The following is a 16,040-nucleotide window of genomic DNA, read 5'->3' as shown; positions in this document are numbered from 1 at the left end:
TCCCCGCCATCAACAGGCGAAACCACACGCCAACACCGACACACCGCCCAGTGACAGGGATGACCCCCTCAGGGCGTCTTCGTTCATGGCGGCGCCGCACGCCGAATGTCATGACCGTCTGCCAGGAGCTGTCCGTGTCGCCTGCGGTTACGGTCGAGCCGGCCGCCGGCTTCACCCTCTACGCGTTCCGCACCGTCCTGTCCGACCGGGACGAGGAACCTCCCGCCGCGGCCACCACCGACGTGTCCCGTCGCCTTTTGCGCTGACCCGCCGGTGGACCACCGAGGCGACAGCACGAACACATAGTTGCCTCAAACAAGGACATTGGAGATACAAGTGGCCGGGAACGCCCTGTACGAGGAGCTGATGCGCCAGCTGAGCGCCGTCGGTTCCGTACGCCGGGAGCTGGGCCGGATCGTTCCGGCCGGCTGCTCCGACGGCTCCGCCACGGTGCTGTCCGTTCTCGGCCGTCACGGTGCCATGCGCATCGGCAGGCTCACCGAACTGCTCGGTGTCGACCCGTCGGCCACCAGCCGCCACGTCGCCCATCTCGCCGCACTGGGCTGGGTCGACCGCACGCCCGACCCGGCCGACCGGCGCTCACGCATCCTGCACCTGACCCCCGAGGGCCACGCCCGGCTCACCGAACTGTCCGACCGCCGCTCCCGGGAACTCGCCGCACGGCTGGCCGACTGGGGCGACGAGGACGTCCGCCGGCTGGCCCGGCTGCTGGCCCGGCTCCGCGCCGACTTCGACGGTCAGTGGACCGGACAGCACACGTTCGCAGACCCGACCGAGGACGCCCACCACCCCCATCCCCCCGCCGCGTAAGAGTCTTCTATGTGGCGGGCGCATGGGCCCAGGCTGACAGCACGGCCAGCTCCGCTGTCGCGCCGGTGACGTCGCCCAGCCCGAAGACTCGGTCGCCGATATCCACCCCCTGCACCCCGTCACCGATCTCGTCGACGACGCCGGCGGCATCGCGGCCTGGAATCGCAGGCAGTTCCAAGGGCAGGACCTCGCGTGCCGCACCGGCACGCACCTTCCAGTCGATGGGATTGACGCTGGCCGCCGCGACGCGGATGCGGATCTCACCGGGTCCGGGATGCGGTTCCGGCACCTGCTCGATCACCAGGTTCTCTGCACCGCCGTACTCCTGGAAGCGCGCTGCGCGCATGACGTCCTGCCTTTCTCATGGAGCCCGAGCCGGCCGTCTGCGAGGCCGATGGGCTGGGGGGATGTGTGGCGAAGCACCACCGCCCGCTTACGCTAAAACCTGACGCCGATGTCAGCTGCCAAGTTGCCGACCGAACGGAGGAGGATCGGTGCGCATCGGTGAGGTCGCCGAGAAGGCGGGGGTTGAGCGTCCGGGCGCTGCGCTACTACGAGGAGCAGGTCCTGCTCCAGGTTGACCGCAACTCCGGCGGCCAGCGGCACTATCCCGACACCGCCGTCGGCCGGGTCAGGCTGATCCAGCAGCTTTATGCCGCGGGCCTACCGAGCAGAACTGTCCGCGAAGCACTGCCCTGTGTGGACTCGGGCCATGTAAGCCCAGAGCTTCTGGACCGGCTGGAGGCCGAGCGCGTCCGTGTCGACCAGCGGATCACCGACCTGCTCACCGTGCGCGACCGACTCCACGACGTGATCGCCGTAGCGCGGAATCCCGGCCCTGGCTGCACGCATGCGCGGTAGAGACCCCTATTGCGAGGACCGCAGGCGTCGCCAGCAGATGAGTGCACATCCGAGCATGAGGAACGCTTCGTGGATGTCGTCGCGTATCTCCCAGCGGATCCGGGCGGACATCACAGCATTACGTGATGACTCTTACGGAATCCCTCCGCTGATGTCGGACAGGCACTGACTCTCGGCAACGTGATGCGCCGCGCCGGTTGAGACCACCTCGCGGAGACTGTTTTCGGCCAACGGTGGCTCGCGGTTGAAGATTCGACCAGGACTCGGCTGTCAGGGCTGCCGGGTGATCAATAACGTTGTGCGTCAAGGCCGTTACTGACCCATGGGAGCCCCATGTCCACCGCGCAGCAGGTCCCCGACATCCTCTCGCCCGAGTTCGCCGCGGACCCGTACCCTGCCTATCGCGTGATGCGGGAAGAGGCACCACTGATCTGGCACGAACCCACGCAGAGCTACATCATCTCGCGCTACGAGGACCTGGAGCGTGTCTTCAAGGACAGGAACGGCGAGTTCACCACCGACAACTACAACTGGCAGATCGAGCCCGTGCATGGCAAGACGATCCTTCAGCTCAGTGGGCGTGAGCACTCGGTCCGGCGGGCGCTCGTCGCCCCGGCGTTCCGCGGGGCCGACCTCCAGGAGAAGTTCCTGCCCGTCATCGAGCGCAACTCCCGTGAGCTCCTCGACACCTTCCGGCACACCGGATCCGCGGACCTGGTGGCCGATTACGCCACGCGCTTTCCGGTCAACGTGATCGCGGAGATGCTGGGACTCGACAAGGCCGACCACGAGCGGTTCCACGGTTGGTACACGTCGGTCATCGCCTTCCTCGGCAACCTCGCCGGCGACCCGGAGGTGGCGGCGGCGGGGGAGCGCACCCGGGTGGAGTTCGCCGAATACATGATCCCGGTCATCCAGGAGCGCCGTAAGAATCCCGGCGAGGATCTGCTGTCCACGCTGTGCAGCGCCGAGGTCGACGGCGTGCGGATGAGCGACGAGGACATCAAGGCGTTCTGCAGCCTGCTGCTCGCCGCAGGCGGTGAGACCACGGACAAGGCGATCGCCAGTATCTTCGCCAACCTGCTGCTGCATCCCGAGCAGTTGGCGGCCGTACGCGAGGATCGCGGCCTGATCCCCCGGGCCTTCGCCGAGACCCTGCGCTACACCCCTCCGGTCCACATGATCATGCGGCAGTCGGCGACCGAGGTCACCGTCAGCGGCGGCACGATTCCGGCGGGCGCCACCGTCACCTGCCTCATCGGCGCCGCCAACCGGGACGCGGACCGCTTCCGGGACCCGGACCGGTTCGACATCTTCCGTGACGACCTCACCACGACGACCGCGTTCTCCGCCGCCGCCGACCACCTCGCGTTCGCACTGGGGCGGCACTTCTGTGTGGGCGCCCTGCTGGCCAAGGCCGAGGTCGAGACCGGGGTAGGTCAACTCCTCGACGCCATGCCCGGCATTCGGCTGGCGGACGGCTACGACCCGGTGGAACAAGGCGTGTTCACCCGCGGCCCGCAGTCCCTGCCGGTCGTCTTCACACCGGTCGCGGACTGAATTCCCGACCTGGCGCCCGAGGCGCAGCCGGCCGCACGACCTGCTGACCGCACCTCGGGTTGCAGGCTCCCTTCCGGTACGCGTCGCTCACTGCACCACCGGCGTGAACTCGACCGGCAGCGCGGTCAGCCCACGCATCCAGATCGACGGACGCCACGTCAGCTCCTCCGGCTCCACCGAGAGCACGAGATCCGGCAGCCGCTCCAGCAGCGTCTCGACCGCCGTACGCGCGATGACGTCGGCCAGCAGCGGCGCCGGATACGGGCAGCGGTGCTCTCCGTTGCTGAACGAGAGGTGGGCGGCGTTCTCGGCGCCGACGTGCGAATCGGGCCAGATCTGTGGATCGGTGTTGCCCGCGGCGAGGCCCAGGACCAGACAGTCGCCCGCCCGGATCTGCCGCCCGCCGAGCTGGGTGTCGCGTACGGCCCAGCGGCCGATGAAGTTCTGCGTCGGGGTGTCGAGCCACAGCACCTCGTTGAGGGCCTCACCCACGCTGAGCCGACCCCCGGAGACACTCACGGCGAACCGTTCGTCGGTGAGCAGCAGCCGGAGGGTGTTGCAGATCCAGTTGGCCGTCGGCTGCTGAGCGGCGGCGATGACGGAGATCAGGTCCTGCACGACCTCGTCGTCGGTGAGACCGGCCGGATGCTGCAGCATCCGCGAGGTGACGTCCGGGCCGGGCTTCTCCCGCTTCTCCTTGACCAGTTCCTGGATACGCGCGCCGACGCGCGCATAGGCCGCCACCGGGTCGTCGCCCTCGGCGGCGTCGAGGGAGATCCGCAGATCGTCCACGAGTCGCTGGGTGTCCGCGCCGGTGTGCGGCATGCCGCACATCTGGACCGCGGCACGCATGGGAAGGGCGTGCGCGTAGGCACTCATGAGTTCGGCCTGGCCACTGCCGGCGAAGTCGGCGATGAGCCGGTCGGCGATCTGCTGGCATTCGCGGGCCAGTTCGAACTGGTCGAGACCCTCGAGAGCCTGGGTGATCACCCCGGCCCGTCGCCGGTGCTCGTCGCCCTCGGCGAAGAGTACCGACGGCTGGTAGCCGACGAAGGGGAGCAGCGGCCAGTCCGGGGGGATGGCGTCCCACTGGTTCCAGCGGCGTGAGTCGCGGGCGAACAGGTCGTCGTGACCGGTGACGTAACAGAGCTCGGAGTAGCCGAGGACCAGCCAGGCGGGGATGTCCCCGTCCAGCAGAACGGGCGCGACAGCACCGTGCTTCCCGCGCAGGGCCCGGTACAGCTGCGCCGGTGTCTGCTGATACTCCAGGCCGGCCAGGCGCACGGCACCCGGGTGAGCGGGGCAGCCGGGAGGAGCCGTGCGCGGGGCAGGGGAACTGGTGTCGGTCACGGTGTCGTCTCCTGGGCCATGGCCTGTGTGTAGAGGTAGTCCACGAGGGTGATCAGCACATCCTTGCCGGACGACCTGACCCGCGCGTCGCAGTCGATCAGCGGCACGTGGTCGGGCAGTGCGAGGGCCTGGCGGATCTCGTCCAGGGAGTGTCCGGCGGCGTCGTCGAACCGGTTGACGGCCACCACGAACGGTGTCTTGTGGTGTTCCAACCGGTCGATGGCGTACCAGGAGTCGTTCATCCGCCGCGTGTCGACCAGGACGACGGCGCCGAGCGTGCCGGAGAACAGCCGGTCCCACAGGAACCAGAAGCGTTCCTGCCCTGGGGCGCCGAACAGATACAGGACCATGCGCTCGTTGAGGCTGATCCGTCCGAAGTCGAACGCCACCGTGGTGGTCGTCTTCGCCGCCACCGCGGTCGTCTCGTCGACGCCGACGCCGGCCTGGGTCATCAGCTCTTCGGTGTTGAGCGGCCGGATCTCGCTGACGGAGCGGACCAAGGTCGTCTTGCCGACCCCGAATCCGCCCACGATGACGATCTTCAGTCCTGTGTCGGCAGCATCGGCCAGGGGCGTGCGTCGGGACGGCAGCTCAGAGATTGTGGAGCCCACGGAGCACCTCCTTGAGAAGGGCGGAATGGGGAAGTGAAGCGGCGGACTGCGCCATCTGCGGATGACGGACGGTGATCCTGCCCATGGCGAGAAGGTCGCTGAGCAGGATGCGCACGACCGTGATCGGCAGCCTCAGCTCCGCGGCGACCTCGACCACGGCCGTCGGATGCCTGCACAGTTCGAGGATCCGGAGGTGTTCCGACTGCATTCCCGCAGTGGGCTCACACTCGCTGACAACCAAGGCGACCAGGTCGAAGGAGTCGTCAGCCCGGCTGCGTCCGCCGGTGACCGTGTAGAGCCGGTCCGGATCACCGGTGTCCACAGGCCTTCGCGTCACGAGGAGGCGCTCCCCTGGACCGTGCCGCGCGGCTCGGCCCGCAGATGCTCACCGATCTGTTCGACGAGTTCGGTCATCTGGTGACCCACTACGCCCGGGTCGGCGTCCTCCTCGGCGAGAACCGCCAGATGCGCTCCCGCACCGGCCTCCACGATGAAGAGCAGTCCGCCGTGGAACTCGGTCATGGAATGCCGGACGCCGCCGCTGCCGTCGCCGAACTCGACGGAGGCACCCTGGGCGAGGGCCTGGATTCCGGAGCAGATCGCTGCCAGCTGGTCGGCCTGATCGAGCGTCAGATGTTCGCTCCAGCAGAGCTTGAGCCCGTCCCGGGACAGGACCAGGGCATGCCGTGTGCCGGGGGTGCGCTCCAGAAGGCTCTGCAGAAGCCAGGTGAGACTGTTGTCGGTGGTCTGCATCGTAGGTGTGGGGACGGTTGTGCCCGATAGTCCGGTCACCGGCCCGTTCCTCCAATCTCGCGAACTCAGGTGGGGGTCGGCGCCAGGGCCCCGGGCGCCGGAGGGGAAGAGCGTGGACTACTCGGCTTCGAGCGGGCCGGGATCGGCAGGGGTGTCGGATGTGCCGCCGCTGCCGGACCGACGGCCGCGGTGGAAGGCGCCGAAGGTCGAGCCCGCATCGCGGGCCGTGGCGCGCCGGTCAGCCAGCGCGTCCCGGGCCCTGTCCTTCTCGGTGCCGTCGGCCGTCCCCGAACGCTGCAGGCGCTCACGCTCGGCTTCGGCCATGGTGTGGCCGGGCGCGCGGACGGGCAGGCCGTTCGGCGTGGAGTCCTCGGTGCGACGGCGCGCGCTCTGCTCCGGGTGTTCCGGGCGGCCGGCGGTCCGGTCCGTGGCGGGATCGGGCCGATCGGTCGATGCCGACTCCCGGACCGGCGCCGGGCCGGGCGTGGGTGCGGCCGCGGTGGGGCGGCGGGCGGGATCCCTCGGCGCGGAATCCCGCTGCTGGGCCAGCAGTTGAGGAGGCAGCAGCACGACGACACCAGTGCCGCCACGCGACGACGGCCGGAAGTTGACACTAATGCCGTACTTGACGGCCAGCCGCCCGACGACGGCCAGTCCGAGGCGGGTTCCCTGCAGTGAGGCGAGGTCCCTCACGCGCCCGGCAACCGCCTGTTCAGCGTGGCGCATGGCCGCGTCGGCCATCTTCAGGCCGCTGTCCTCAATCGTGACGACGAGACCGGCGCTGCGCTCTTCCACGTAAACGTGGACCTCGTCGATCGGCGGCGAGAAGTTGGCAGCGTTGTCCATCAGTTCGGCGAGCAGGTGCATGACGCCCTCCGCCGCGAACCCGGAGACCGCAGCATTCGTCGAGCAATGCAGCCGGACCCGCTGGTACGCGGCGATCCTGCCGACCGCGCCACGCAGGATGCTCTCCATCACGATCGGCTTATTCCAGGCACGGCTGGTGCGGCCGCCCATGAGCAGGGCGAGCCGGTCGGTCATGAGGCCGAGCTGCGATGTGCTGTGGTCCAGCTTGAGGAGATCTCCAAAGACCTCCTCGCTGTGCCGCTCCTGCATGTCCCGCAGGTCGGCGAGCATGCTGACGGCCTTGGCCTGCACCCGGCTCAGGGCCTTCGCCGAAGCGGCCTGCGCGGCCGCCGCCCGCCGCTCGCTGTGGGCGAGTTCACGCACGAAGGACTCCACCGGAGCGCGCAACAGGGGGGTCTTCGGCAGGTCCAGCTCGGCGAGCACCGTGTCGGCGGTGCCGCCGTCGTGGAGTTTGGCGACCACGGACGGCAGGGTCTTGGCGGTCAGTCGCTCGAGTTCCTCGGAGGCTCGGGCTCGCTCCTGCCGGGCCTCGTGCCGTTCGGCGTCCAGAGCCGCGGCCTCCTGTACGGCCTGCTCCAGCAGAGAGCAGAAGGTCTCGGCGACCTGGCGCAGTTGGGGATCGGACGGCGACGGCACGTTGGCCAGGGCCTCGGTCACCGTCGCCCCATCGTGCAGCCGCTTCGCCACGGCCGGCAGGGTGGCGTTCACCAAGTGCGCCGTCTCCGCCGCCTGCTTCGCCAACTGGGCTTCGAGGTTTGCGTTTTCGGTGCTCTGTCCGACGGAACTCCGACGGACGCGCCGGAGCGTCAACGCACTGACAACGACGGTGACGGACACCCAGAGCCAGCCGATGAGAGCCGTGGTCAGTGCCCAGCCGCGAGCGGCCGCGGGGGCCGACGCAGCCGCCGCGCCTGCGGCCACGGTACTCGCCACCAGCACGACCAGCGGTACGGTCGGCAGCTTGCGTGGCGCTTTTCGCTGCCGGTGCTGACTGGGTGGTGCAGGCACGGACATTCCGCAGTCCCTAAGTCGTCAGGAGGAGAAGAGACGGGGTGGCCGACACATGACAGCCGCAGGCCCGGGATGAATCGCCAAGGTGACAGTGATCTTCCGGAACCCCGACCGGGCTCATGCTAGCCATCCTTGTGCACGCCGAGATCCCGCAACCGGCATACTCCGCCAACTACCCAAGTTTGTCGCGAAGTTGACGCTGCACAGACCATCCGTGGTAACTGTCCGACCATTCGCTCCGGTTGGCCGTGGCCAGTTGTCTACGTCTGTCAAGACAGCCTTTTGAGGCATACCCGGGGCGGTGGATCGAAGTCCTTCGGCGTCCAGCCGGAGAAAAGGTGAACAGTTCCAGCCAAGTTTGCGCCGGGGTGCGACACCAGAGGGAGGTGACACGCGTCGACTCGGTCAGTCATCACGGAGGCCGGGGAGGGTGCTCCGGCCTCGGCCTCTCGACACGGGGGTGCCCCTATGACTTTGGTCAAGGGGTGATCGGGGTCGGTGGTTCGCAGAAAGTGCCGTCGCGGAACATCGCGAAGAGCACGTCGACGCGACAGCGGCCTCCGGCGAAGTGAGCGAAACACGCGCGCTCTGCGCAGCGACCGGCTGGGGGAAACGCTCCTGCCGAAGCGCATCGCACTGCCTGCCGACGTTCAAACCCACAGGTCAGACATGCACTGATGTCTCCGTCCTCGCATCGGTGGGTGGACGGGAGCCCCCCAACGCGCGTGAAGAAGACTCATGTGAAGGACGCCTCTCTCCTTCTCGACGCCTCCTCGGCCTCACCCGGGTTGGAGACCGCCAGCGGAGTCACGATGAAGATCATCGAGCGGAACGACAACATCCCGACACGGCGCAGCGGGATCTTCCTCAGAGGAGTCGGCGCTGGAGATGAGCGGACATCACGGCAGCATTCGGTACCGCGGTTACGCAAAGCCCTCCTTCACGCGAGTGACCCCCGAGGCGTTGAGGCCCTGACCCCGACGTCTCACAACACAGCGGCGGCGTTCGGCGTCCTCGCGGCCACCACCGTAAAGCGAGGGGCTGTCCCTCGTGGGCGCCGGGCGGACGCCTGTGCCCTAACGGCCACGACGCCTCCGTGCAGAGCGGCGATGCCCGGCGCCGTCGAGCGTCAACACCCCTTGCCTTGACCACTCGTTGGTGCGCGGTGTGAGCCCACCACACGGTGACCTCTCGATACGCCCGAGCCGTCCGAGCTCCCGCACAGGCAGATCACCTGCGCACTCAAGCGAGCCGGCCGTAAACGCGGCATCGAGGCCGAGGCCGAGCGGATCCGTGAAGTCTTCCGCGGCGACTCTGCCCACCAGCCGCCGCTCGAGGACGCACTCGGCCAGCAGATGCTCGCCCTTCTGGGCCGGCTGGGGCCGCCTGCGTCGCCACCGACGACCTCGCCGAGGCGGTGGAGGAAGCGTTCCCTCAGCACCCGGACGCTGACGTGACCCTGAGCTTCCCCGGGCTCGGCACCCAGCTCGTCGCCCGGGTCCTCGCCGAGATCGGGGACAACCGCGAACCAAACGATCACGTTCGGAAAGCGGATGACCTCTGACACCAACCCACTGACACCAGACCGGCTCATCGCAACAGGGCGGGCGAGATGCCGGGGCGTCCGTCGCGCGCCAGAAGAGAACCACCCACTCTGCCTGGACAGACCAGTCTGTCTGTTGCTAGCTTCGATCCGTACAGACCGGTCTGTCTGAAGGAGAGGGCAGTTGGCATCCCGCAGCGTCCACGCGGCCACGTCGCTTGAGGTCCCAGCGCCCTGCCGGGGCGGACAGGACGTACCTGGCGGCGCCGGCACGCTCGTGCTCGCGAGCTCCATCGTCGTGCTCTTCCTCGCGAGCGCGAACGCACCGAGCCCGCTGTACCAGACGTACGAGTCGGCGTGGCATGCCAGCGCGCTGATCGGGACGATCGCGTTCGCCACCTACGCGGTGGCGGTCATCGGCGGGTTGCTGTGGCTGGACAGGCTGTCTGAGCGTTTCGGGCGCCGAGCGGTACTGCTCACGTCTATCGGCGGCCAGGTGATCGCCCTCGCCATGTTCACCCTCGCTGGCTCGTTCGTGCCGATCTTCATCGGCAGGGCGCTGCAGGGGCTGGCCTCGGGCGTCGCGTTCGGGACCTTGTCGGCCCTCATGATCGAGTCCGACAAGGAGCGCGGCCCGATCGCGAGCGCCGCCTCGCCAGGCACCGGCAGCGGGATCGGGGCGCTGCTGAGCGGCTTCCTTATCCAGTACGCTCCCGGCCCCACGCACACGATCTACCTGGTCCTGGCCTCGATACTCCTGGCTCAAGGGGTCCTGGTCCTGCGCCTGCTCCCGGACACGGGCCGGCAGCCGATCGCGGTGCTGTCGCTCAAACCGCGTGTCGCCGTGCCTCCTCACGCCCGCGCGGCCTTCATCAGGTGCGCGCCCGTGGTCTTCGTGGTCTGGGGCCTGTCCGGCTTCTACGCAGCGCTGAGTCCGGCCTTGTTGCGAGCGCTGGTGCCCGGAGCCTCCGGCTGGCAGAGCGCGCTTCCGCTGTTCACGCTGTTGGGCACCGCGACGGTGATGACTGTGGCGTTGCGCCACGTCGGCGGCCGAGCGGTCACCATCGTCGGCCTGCTCATGACGCTCGCCGGTCTCGGCGTAACGGTCGCAGCGCTCGCGCTGAGCTCGGTCGGCCTCTACCTGGCTGCCGGCGTGATAGCAGGCATGGGATACGGTCCTGGCTTCCAGGGCCCCATCCGTCTGGTGACCGCGGGCTCGTCGGACCGCGACAGACCGGCGTTGATGGCTGCCGTCTTCGTCGTCGCCTACCTGGGCCTCGGTGCCGCCGCGATCGTGCCGGGCGCCTTGACGAGTGTGGGGATACCGCTCACCCGGGTAGCGGCGGGCTTGGCCATAGTGTTGGCGGTCCTCAGCGCCGCCGCCTTGGTGACGGTCGTGCGTGCCACAGGGAAGGTTGAGTCAGATGCAGATTGACGCGGACGGTACACCTCGCGAGCGGCTCCTCGCCGCCGCCGCGGACCTGTTCTACCAGGAGGGCATCCGAAGCGTCGGCATCGGTCGACTCCTCGAACGCGCAGGGGTGGCGAAGGCCAGTCTGTACGACGCCTTCGGCTCCAAGGACGAGCTGGTCGCCGCCTACCTGCGGGACCGACACGATGCCATGAGGGAGCACTTCCAACGCGCTATCGCACGCCACCGCGCCCCACGCGCGAGGATGCTCGCGCCATTCGACGTTCAAGCCGAGTTCGCCGCCGACAGCACATATCGCGGATGCGCCTTCGCCCGCGCCACCGCCGAGTCGCACGCGGGCGGCGTGGACACCGCCGCCTCGGACTATCGCAGGTGGATCCGCAAGACCTTCGCCGACCTGGCGGCAGAGGCGGGCGCAGCCGACCCGTCGACGTTGGCGATGCAACTGCACGCCTTGTGGGACGGGGCCGCGCAGTCTCTTCACATGGACCACGACCCCACGGTGGTGCGTGCCGCGCGCGATGCGGCGGCCGCCCTGCTCGACGCGGTGCTGCCCGTCACGCGGAAGGCGCCTTAGCCACCGCGGAACCCTTATCCCTTGATCCCGACCAGGAGCAACACAGTGAACAACAGCAGTCCGGCCTACCAGGCCCTCGGGCTCACTGCCGATGAGGTCCTCACCACCACGCGTGCGGTTCGCAGGCGCCTCGACCTGACCCGACCCGTTCCGCGGGACCTGATCCAGGAAGCCGTGAAGGTCGCCACCCAGGCACCGACCGGCCGCAACCAGCAGCAGTGGGACTTCATCTTCATCGACGATCCGGCGACGAAGGCGAAGGCGGCCGACATCTGGCGAGCCGGGCTCATGGCCGGCGCTCCCGACGAGCACAACCCCGCTCCGCTTCCGACCCGGATGAGCTTCGCCTCGTCGGAGTGGGCACGGATTCGGGGCAGCCTCGGCCACTTGGTCCAGCATCTGCACGAGGTGCCGGTGCTGATGATCCCGGTGGTGCGGGTCGCTCGCCGCGAGGAAATGGACTCGACCCGCGGGCAGGCGCACAACTGGGGCTCGGTTATTCCCGCGACCTGGAGTTTCATGCTCGCCGCGCGGGAACGCGGCCTAGGAACGGCGTGGACCGTCGCTCACCTCACCTATGAGCGCGAGATGGCCGACCTGCTCGGCCTCCCGTTCGACAACACCGTCCAAGTCGCGCTGACCCCCATCGCCTACACGATCGGCACCGACTTCAAGCCGGCCCCGCGGGCCGATGACAGGAATTTCAGCCACTGGAACCGCTGGTAGCTGTCCTCGACGCCCTGGCCGGCGGAGATCCCCGTAGGGCAGCGGAAACCGTCAAGGCCGGAGACGGTGTGCCGTCCTCGATAACCTCGCGCTTTCCATGAAGGGCCGGTGTTCTAGCTGGCCGGACAGGCGGAAAGTGTCTCTGGCCAGCAAGAATAAGGATCTTGAGGCCCCAGCCACCCCTCCGCCCTGCCCCCCATTACCGTCTTCATAGCCCCGCAACAGGGTCACCGGCCTTCGGAGTTGGCATGACTACCTCCCCTTGTCGAGTGCACGGCCCGGGGGGTGTCACCAGCTCCGCAGGTTTCCCGTGCCCCGTAGGCGGCACGCTGCACCCCGCGCGCGTACCGGAACCAGTCGAGCTCCCAGGAGTCGGGCGTCTCCCGCAGGTCGAAGCCGTCGGCGGTGCGGCGTGCCGCGGCGGTGCGGCCGCATGCCACCGGGGCGATCAGGGTGTGGGCGTGCTCGTTGGCCGGACCAGTCCCGGGCAGCAGGGGCGGTTCGGCCGGCAACCGGCCGTACTCGCCGCGTGCCGCCGCGATGTCGGCGCAGTGTTGAGCAACGCCTGGTGCATCGGGTGCAGTCGGCGACCCAGCCGGCGGGTGCCTGCGGGAAGACCGCGCGCACCAGCTCGGCCGCCGCGTCCGCGGTGAGCGGGGCGAGCGTGCAGGTGCGCACGAGGGCGGGCGAGAGGCTGTGGCTGCACCCCGGGGCGGGCTGGTCGATGTCGTGCTGGCTGCGTTCGGTGACGGCCAGCAGGATGGGCAGGCCGGGCTGATCCGCCTGCCGGGCAATCTCCACCAGCGGCAGGAGGGCCCGTCGGCGAGGTGGACGTCGTCCACGGCGAGCAGCAGCGGTGCCGCCTCGGCGTGCTCGCGCAGCAACCGCCATAGCAGCATGCCCGTTTCACTCACTGCCGCCGGGCACCGCACTGGGCCGGCTGTGTCCCGATAACCCCAACCGGGCCAGGAGCTGCAGGACGGCGGCGAAGGGCACCGCGGCGTCACCCAAGGCGCAGCGGGCGCGCAGCACGCGCATGCCGTGCACGTCGCCGGACCGGCGAGCCGGACCTGTCGCTGGCCCCCGCGTTCAGTTCTGAGCTGTCGGAGGAGGAACCGCTGCCCCTGCCCAGCCCCACCAATCTGCACGAACGCGACCGCCGAGGCGGCTCGCCCCACCCCCACCTGACATCACAAGATAGAACGTTCGGTATTGACAGCCACGATCTGGCATGGCTACCTTTGGAGCGAACGTTCTATACATAGGAGACCTGCTGGGCGTACCCGCTGGTCAACGTGGTGGGCGATGACCGGCCCTCGCGTATGGAGGGTTTGCTTGTGCAGCCGCACGAGCCGGATCTCAAACGTACGTGGCGCACCGCAGGACTTCGGGGCACCGGGCATGCCTGTCACCGGCTTCGGAAGGTGGCCGGCACCTGGACATAGGGGGAAACGCTTGTTCAGCTCATCGCGGACCGCATGTTCCGGCACGGCCGGCGCACCCGAGCGGACACCCGTGGCGGTGCACGCCCTCGACCCGATCCTGCGCGAGGGCACGATCAGCCAGTTGCGCCGGTTCCCGGAGATCGAACTCCGAGAGGAGAACGCCTCGGCCCCTGGCACGGTGGCGCTGCTCGTCGGCGACGCCCTGGACGAGGGCACGCTGACCCGGCTGCGCCACCTGGTGCGCAGCGAGGGAGCGCGAGCGGTGCTGGTCGTCAGTTCGCTCCGCGAGGGCGATCTGCTGGAGGTCATCGAGTCCGGAGTCGGCGCGATCGTGTGGCGACACGAAGCGACCGCGACGCGTCTGACACGGGCCGTGCTGGCGGCCGCGCGTGGTGACGGGGATCTCCCGGCCGACCTGCTGGGTCGGCTGATCAGCCAGGCGGGCACGCTGCACCGCAGCGCCGCAGGCCGCACCGGCAGCCCGTCCTCGGGGCTGACCCCGCGTGAGGTGGACGCACTGCGCCTGGTGGCCGAGGGGCTCGACACCAGTGAGATCGCCAGCAAGCTGTCCTACTCCGAACGCACGGTCAAGAACGTGATCCACGGGCTGACCACTCGGCTGCATCTGCGCAACCGAACGCACGCGGTCGCGTATGCCCTGCGGGAAGGCTACATCTGACCACCAGGGCATCCCTGTCAGGCCCTTCGGGGCAGCGCAGTCTGCCCCTTCGCCGTCCCTTGCGTGCTTGCGGCGGTGGCCCGGGCAGGAGGCAGGATCGGATACGGCGGCAGGTTTCGTGCGGTGCCGAGCACCGCGAGGCGGGAGCAAGACAGTGATCCACGAGGTGGACGAGGTCCTGAAGGACCTGCTCGGCGGCGGCGCGCTGGCGGGCTCCGGCGTCGACGTCGCGTTCGACGCCCCGACCCGCGACTGGGCGGCCCGCCGCAACTCTCCCACGGTGAATGCCTACTTGTACGACATCCGGGAGGACGTCCACCGCCGTCAGCGCGGGCATATGCCGGTGGTCGACGAGCGGGACGTGGTGGTCAAGCGCCGCCAGCCGCCGCGCTGGTTCCGGCTGTCGTACCTGGTGACGGCGTGGACGAAGCAGCCACAGGACGAACACCGCCTGCTGTCCGCCGTGCTGGCCACGCTGATCCCGCGCGAGCTGCTCACGCCCTCCGAACTCCCGGGCGCACTGGGCGCTTTGGGGCTGACGGTGCCGCTGTCGGTGGCGGGCATCCAGACGGAGTCGCGGTCGCTGGCGGAGATCTGGTCCGCCCTCGGCGGTGAACTCAAGCCCTCGCTCGACCTCGTGGTCACCGCGCCCTTCCCGGCCTTCCCCGAGTACGACGCCGGTCCGCCCGTCACCGAGGGCGCCGCGGTCCGCGTGCGCACCCTGGACGAGGCCGCCCCGGTCACCGAGGAGCGCGCCCACCGCCCCGCGCAGGTGGCGGCGGCCAGGGAGGCCCGCGCGATGGCCGTGCGCGAGCGAGGGGCGGGACCGGTCCGGTGACCACGTGGACACCGGCGTACGAGATGACGGAGTCCGGCCCCGCCGCCGCCCTCGTCGCCCGGCTCGCGGCCCTGCGCGAGCGCGTCGCCCAGATCGTGGGGCAGCGTTCTGCGAACGACCCCACGGCCGGCGATCCGCTGCGCGGGCTGTATCTGCCGGAGGAGGCGGTGCAGCATCTCCTGCGGCCCGTGGAGCCGGCGGAGCCGGTGCTGACCGACCTCGACGGGCCGCCGCAGGACCGGCTGGCGGAGCTGTCGGCGCGGCTCGGGCTGACCGAGCTCGACGCCGCGCTGCTGCTGATCGCGCTCGCCCCCGACCTGGACCGCGCCTTCGAGCAGCTCTACGGCTATCTCAACGACGACGTCAGCCGGCGCCGCGCCACCGTCTCGCTCGCCCTGGACCTGGTGGGTGCCCGGCTCCTCTCGCCGAGCGCCCGGTCCCGGCTGCATTCCACGGCGCCGCTGGCCAGGCTCGGGCTGCTGGCGGTGGAGGAGCCCGATCGGCCCTTCGCCGGGCGGTCGCTGCGCGTCCCGGACCGGGTCGTGGCCCATCTGCTCGGCGACGACACGCCCGACGCGGCGCTCGCCGGGCACCTTCACCCGCTGCCCGCGCCGCTGCGGCCGTACGACGGCCAGGAGTTGTTCCCGGACGACGAGTTCGGCCGCTTCGTGCACCGGCTGGCCGCCCGACTCGCCGCCGGTGCCCCGCTCACCGTCTACCTGCGCGAGCGCCACGAGGGCGACGGGCTGGCCTGCGCCGCCGCGGCGCTGCGCCTCGCGGGCGTCCCGGCGCTGCATTTCACCGGCCCCGAGGACCACGTCGCGGACCTGCTGCGGGAGGCCAGGCTCAGTGGGCAGGCCGTCATCGTCCCCAGCCTGCCCGAGCAACCCGCCAAACTGGGGCCCGCAGAGAATCAACACGCTGTCTTGATCTCTGCTGTGGGTAGGGCGTTGTCG

16 protein-coding genes and 3 pseudogenes are annotated in these 16,040 nt (G+C 69.5%); 12 read left to right on the top strand and 7 right to left on the bottom strand.

The window, feature by feature from the left end:
• Nucleotides 1-134: 134 nt before the first annotated feature.
• Together IEZ19_RS52875 and IEZ19_RS46575 are read left to right on the top strand one after the other, a co-directional pair.
• Nucleotides 135-266 carry a hypothetical protein gene (locus tag IEZ19_RS52875; RefSeq protein ID WP_268248779.1) on the top strand — a complete coding sequence of 44 codons (132 nt, stop codon included), beginning with the start codon at nucleotides 135-137 and terminating at the stop codon, nucleotides 264-266.
• A gap of 70 nt (nucleotides 267-336) precedes the next feature.
• A complete protein-coding gene (locus tag IEZ19_RS46575) occupies nucleotides 337-831 on the top strand; it encodes a MarR family winged helix-turn-helix transcriptional regulator (RefSeq protein ID WP_189317446.1) in 495 nt (164 codons plus the stop codon).
• Between the two features lie 10 nt (nucleotides 832-841).
• On the opposite strand, the pseudogene IEZ19_RS46570 reads toward IEZ19_RS46575, so the two are convergent.
• Nucleotides 842-1,177, bottom strand: a pseudogene (locus IEZ19_RS46570) (alcohol dehydrogenase catalytic domain-containing protein); the annotation flags it as partial.
• Nucleotides 1,178-1,359: 182 nt separating this feature from the next.
• Between IEZ19_RS46570 and IEZ19_RS46565 the strand changes: the two are divergent.
• Both IEZ19_RS46565 and IEZ19_RS46560 read left to right on the top strand, forming a co-directional pair.
• A complete protein-coding gene (locus IEZ19_RS46565) occupies nucleotides 1,360-1,692 on the top strand; it encodes a MerR family transcriptional regulator (RefSeq protein WP_229841633.1) in 333 nt (110 codons plus the stop codon).
• A 333-nt stretch (nucleotides 1,693-2,025) separates the two neighbouring features.
• A complete protein-coding gene (locus tag IEZ19_RS46560) occupies nucleotides 2,026-3,252 on the top strand; it encodes a cytochrome P450 (protein ID WP_189317445.1) in 1,227 nt (408 codons plus the stop codon).
• Between the two features lie 87 nt (nucleotides 3,253-3,339).
• On the opposite strand, the gene IEZ19_RS46555 is transcribed toward IEZ19_RS46560, so the two are convergent.
• The 5 genes from IEZ19_RS46555 to IEZ19_RS46535 all read right to left on the bottom strand — a co-directional run bounded on the left by IEZ19_RS46555 (nucleotide 3,340) and on the right by IEZ19_RS46535 (nucleotide 7,847).
• Nucleotides 3,340-4,602: a cytochrome P450 gene (locus IEZ19_RS46555; protein WP_189317444.1), complete on the bottom strand. Its 1,263-nt coding sequence runs from the start codon at nucleotides 4,600-4,602 to the stop codon at nucleotides 3,340-3,342.
• Nucleotides 4,599-5,213 (bottom strand): GTP-binding protein, encoded by a 615-nt coding sequence (locus IEZ19_RS46550; RefSeq protein WP_189317443.1) that lies wholly within the window; start codon nucleotides 5,211-5,213, stop codon nucleotides 4,599-4,601. Before IEZ19_RS46550 ends, IEZ19_RS46555 begins: the two co-directional genes overlap by 4 nt.
• Nucleotides 5,194-5,550 (bottom strand): DUF742 domain-containing protein, encoded by a 357-nt coding sequence (locus IEZ19_RS46545; protein ID WP_189317442.1) that lies wholly within the window; start codon nucleotides 5,548-5,550, stop codon nucleotides 5,194-5,196. The genes IEZ19_RS46550 and IEZ19_RS46545 overlap by 20 nt, the downstream gene beginning before the upstream one ends.
• Nucleotides 5,547-5,966: a roadblock/LC7 domain-containing protein gene (locus IEZ19_RS46540; protein WP_229841632.1), complete on the bottom strand. Its 420-nt coding sequence runs from the start codon at nucleotides 5,964-5,966 to the stop codon at nucleotides 5,547-5,549. The genes IEZ19_RS46545 and IEZ19_RS46540 overlap by 4 nt, the downstream gene beginning before the upstream one ends.
• Nucleotides 5,967-6,083: 117 nt before the next feature.
• On the bottom strand, nucleotides 6,084-7,847 hold the full coding sequence (locus IEZ19_RS46535) for a sensor histidine kinase (RefSeq protein WP_189317440.1): 1,764 nt from the start codon (nucleotides 7,845-7,847) through the stop codon (nucleotides 6,084-6,086).
• 1,223 nt (nucleotides 7,848-9,070) lie between these two features.
• On the opposite strand from IEZ19_RS46535, the pseudogene IEZ19_RS54010 reads away from it, so the two are divergent.
• From IEZ19_RS54010 to IEZ19_RS46520, 4 genes and pseudogenes are all read left to right on the top strand, one after another.
• A pseudogene (locus IEZ19_RS54010) lies at nucleotides 9,071-9,369 on the top strand (IS110 family transposase); the annotation flags it as partial.
• A gap of 316 nt (nucleotides 9,370-9,685) precedes the next feature.
• A complete protein-coding gene (locus IEZ19_RS46530) occupies nucleotides 9,686-10,822 on the top strand; it encodes an MFS transporter (RefSeq protein WP_189317439.1) in 1,137 nt (378 codons plus the stop codon).
• Nucleotides 10,812-11,396, top strand: a complete 585-nt coding sequence (locus IEZ19_RS46525; protein WP_189317438.1) for a TetR/AcrR family transcriptional regulator — start codon at nucleotides 10,812-10,814, stop codon at nucleotides 11,394-11,396. Before IEZ19_RS46530 ends, IEZ19_RS46525 begins: the two co-directional genes overlap by 11 nt.
• Before the next feature lie 45 nt (nucleotides 11,397-11,441).
• Nucleotides 11,442-12,122, top strand: coding sequence for a nitroreductase family protein (locus IEZ19_RS46520; protein WP_189317437.1), 681 nt, complete (start codon nucleotides 11,442-11,444; stop codon nucleotides 12,120-12,122).
• A 227-nt stretch (nucleotides 12,123-12,349) separates the two neighbouring features.
• Here IEZ19_RS46520 and IEZ19_RS46515 read toward each other — a convergent pair whose 3' ends face one another.
• Nucleotides 12,350-12,634, bottom strand: coding sequence for a hypothetical protein (locus IEZ19_RS46515; protein ID WP_189317436.1), 285 nt, complete (start codon nucleotides 12,632-12,634; stop codon nucleotides 12,350-12,352).
• A gap of 65 nt (nucleotides 12,635-12,699) precedes the next feature.
• Between IEZ19_RS46515 and IEZ19_RS46510 the strand changes: the two genes are divergently transcribed.
• From IEZ19_RS46510 to IEZ19_RS46495, 4 genes and pseudogenes are all read left to right on the top strand, one after another.
• Complete coding sequence (locus IEZ19_RS46510; RefSeq protein WP_189317435.1) at nucleotides 12,700-12,900, top strand: hypothetical protein; 201 nt, start codon at nucleotides 12,700-12,702, stop codon at nucleotides 12,898-12,900.
• Between the two features lie 677 nt (nucleotides 12,901-13,577).
• On the top strand, nucleotides 13,578-14,246 hold the full coding sequence (locus IEZ19_RS46505; RefSeq protein WP_229841631.1) for a response regulator transcription factor: 669 nt from the start codon (nucleotides 13,578-13,580) through the stop codon (nucleotides 14,244-14,246).
• A 154-nt stretch (nucleotides 14,247-14,400) separates the two neighbouring features.
• Nucleotides 14,401-15,084 (top strand): Pvc16 family protein, encoded by a 684-nt coding sequence (locus tag IEZ19_RS46500; protein WP_189317433.1) that lies wholly within the window; start codon nucleotides 14,401-14,403, stop codon nucleotides 15,082-15,084.
• 23 nt (nucleotides 15,085-15,107) lie between these two features.
• Nucleotides 15,108-16,040 (top strand): annotated as a pseudogene (locus IEZ19_RS46495) (ATP-binding protein); the annotation flags it as partial.

Source organism: Streptomyces brasiliensis (genome assembly GCF_014647875.1).
Taxonomy (GTDB): Bacteria; Actinomycetota; Actinomycetes; order Streptomycetales; family Streptomycetaceae; genus Streptomyces; species Streptomyces brasiliensis.
Note: the sequence above shows the minus strand (reverse complement) of the source record. Positions and strands in the feature narration are given on the sequence as shown.